We start from the raw sequence: 2,695 nt of genomic DNA, 5'->3' as shown, positions 1-2,695 counted from the left end.
GAGGTAGGGGAGGTAGGGGAGGTAAGAGTTTTACCAATTACCAATTACCAATTACCAATTACCAATTACCAATTACCAATTACCAATGACTAATAATTAGGTTCATTACCTACTTTCCATTTGATATTGCAACCAATACTCGGCTTTTGTTCACTTGTCACAGGTTGATTATTTAAAACTGCGGCAATAGCTGCCCTTAAATCTTTACCTGTTACAGGTTGATTATTACTAGGACGACTATCATCTAATTGCCCACGATAAACGAGTTTTCTGTCGCCATCAAATAAAAAGAAATCTGGTGTGCAAGATGCCGTATAAGCTTTTGCTGTTGCTTGAGTTTCGTCGTAACAGAAGGTAAAATCAAAACCCAATTCTATACACATTTCTTTTAATGATTCGGGGGCATCATTAGGATAATTTTGAGCATCATTCGCACTAATGGCAATAATCCCTAAATCACTGTTGCTGTAATCTTGATCTAATCTGGCTAATTCTTGTTGAATATGCTTAACAAATGGACAGTGCCGACAAATAAACATAATTAATAATGCCTTCTTATCGGCAAAATTATTAAGAGAAATTGTTTTTCCAGATACTACTTCTGGCAGATGAAAATCTGGTGCTTTCGTGCCTAGAGGCAACATCGTAGAAGCTGTTAAAACCATAATGTTTTAAATGTTTTGATCAGGGTTTTTTCTAATAATAGAATAATCCGTCTTGATTTAGGAAAATTACCAAATTCAAATACATAACTTATTAAAAAAATTCAGTATATTATGAATTATTTAGTTAAGTTATGGGAAAAGATCAATATTCCCTGTTCCCTGCTATAATAACTAACCGTTGATTGAAAAATTTTAATAATGATCACTTGGTGTTCCTTGCTAATGAAACAATGGGGTAGGATGACAAAACTCCTATCTTTGTTCTGTCTTTGTCTATTATTGGTCGTTAGTTGTACTCCTAAACAGCAAACAAATACACCACAGTCTAGTGCTATAAATACTACTGCGGGTGATGGTCGGATTACCGTAGGGACAACGGAAAAGCCAAGAACTCTTGACCCTGCTGATGCGTATGAATTGGGGTCTTTGAGTTTAGTATTTAATATGAGCGATCGCCTGTACACTTATGAACCAGGTAGTACAGAAATTAAACCACAATTGGCAACAGCATTACCAAAAGTGAGTGCAGATGGTTTAACCTATACTATTCCTATTCGCCAAGGAGTCCTATTTCATGATGATACTCCCTTCAATGCCAAAGCAATGGAGTTTAGCCTGCAACGCTTTATCGAAAACAAAGGTAAACCATCCTTCCTACTTTCCGATACCGTAGCTTCAGTTAAAGCCACCGGAGAGTATGAATTAACAATTAAACTGAAAAAACCCTTTGCAGCTTTTCCTTCCTTGTTAGCATTTTCTGGAGTCTGTGCGGTTTCACCAAAATCATATCAAATTGGGGCGGGAAAATTTAAACCGAATATTTTTGTAGGAACTGGTGCTTACAAATTAGCCAAATATGGAACTGATTCCTTAAAGTTTGATGTATTTGATAAATATTGGGGAACAAAACCCGAAAACAAAGGTGTAAATGTCCAAATTCAAACCAGTCCAGTCAACTTATTTAATGCCTTTAAAACTGGGGCGATAGACGTAGCTTATCTATCCTTACAACCAGATCAAATTCAGAGTTTAGAAGCAAGTGCGAAAAAGGGAGATTGGCAAGCTATATCTGCTCAAGGTAGTGTAGTTACTTATATGACTTTAAATCGCAATCAAAAACCTTTAGATAAAGCAGAGGTGAGACAAGCGATCGCATCATTAATTGATCGTAAATTATTAAATAATCGGGTATTATTATCACAGGCTGATCCTCTTTACAGCATGATTCCCACCACCTTCAACGTTTCCCAACCATTGTTTCAAGATAAATATGGTGATGGTAAATTTGAAGAAGCCAAAAAATCCTTAGTTGCTGCTGGTTTTTCCAAAGAAAATCCGGCAAAAGTGCAAATTTGGTATCCTGCAAGTTCAATGACTCGCAGTTTAGTCGCCCAAACCTTAAAATCCCTAGCTGATACTAAAATGGATGGGATGTTGCAATTTGAAGTTAAAACCGTCGAAGGTGCAACTTTCTATAAAGAAATTTCCAAAGGTTTATATCCCAGCACCTTAACTAATTGGTATCCAGACTTCTTAGATCCAGATAACTACGTACAGCCATTTTTAGCCTGTGAAAAAGGTTCAGTTGCTAAAGGTTGTGAAACCGGCGGTAGTCAAACTCAAGGGTCATTCTATTATAGTGAAGCTATGAATAAACTCATAGATCAACAACGCAAAGAACAAAATCCTGAAGCCCGGAAAAAAATATTTGCCGACATTCAAACTCAAGTTGTAACTGATGTTCCCTACGTTCCTTTATGGCAAAGCAAAGATTATGTATTTGCTCAAAAAGGCGTAAATAACGTCCAGATTGATCCTACCCAAAACCTGATTTATAAAACAATTAAAAAGTAGGAAATAGGTGACAGGTGACAGGTGACAGGTGACAGGTGACAGGTGACAGGTGACAGGTGACAGTTAATAGGAGATAGAGAGAAGTTTTCTTCCTTCTTATTTCTTTCATTCTTCATTCTTCATTCTTCATCCTGACTCCTGAACTCCTGAACTCCTGAACTCCTGAACTCCTGACT

The 2,695-nt window shown here is 36.9% G+C and carries 2 protein-coding genes; one reads left to right on the top strand and one right to left on the bottom strand.

Annotated features, from left to right (window positions below; all coding sequences use genetic code 11):
- Positions 1-89 precede the first annotated feature (89 nt).
- Complete coding sequence (locus PN471_RS15555; RefSeq protein ID WP_271777630.1) at positions 90-665, bottom strand: thioredoxin family protein; 576 nt, start codon at positions 663-665, stop codon at positions 90-92.
- 240 nt (positions 666-905) lie between these two features.
- Between PN471_RS15555 and PN471_RS15550 the strand changes: the two genes are divergently transcribed.
- Positions 906-2,519, top strand: coding sequence for an ABC transporter substrate-binding protein (locus PN471_RS15550; RefSeq protein ID WP_271777629.1), 1,614 nt, complete (start codon positions 906-908; stop codon positions 2,517-2,519).
- Positions 2,520-2,695 lie beyond the last annotated feature (176 nt).

Origin of the sequence: Aphanizomenon sp. CS-733/32, from assembly GCF_028330045.1 — a bacterium.
GTDB lineage: Bacteria > Cyanobacteriota > Cyanobacteriia > Cyanobacteriales > Nostocaceae > Dolichospermum > Dolichospermum gracile.
The sequence above is the reverse complement of the archived record's forward strand: the minus strand, read 5'-3'. Positions and strand labels throughout refer to the sequence as shown.

Bases quoted from the DNA above. Each gene is read 5' to 3' on its own strand.
- PN471_RS15555 (WP_271777630.1), bottom strand. From the start codon at position 665: ATGGTTTTAACAGCTTCTACGATGTTGCCTCTAGGCACGAAAGCACCA.
- PN471_RS15550 (WP_271777629.1), top strand. From the start codon at position 906: ATGACAAAACTCCTATCTTTGTTCTGTCTTTGTCTATTATTGGTCGTT.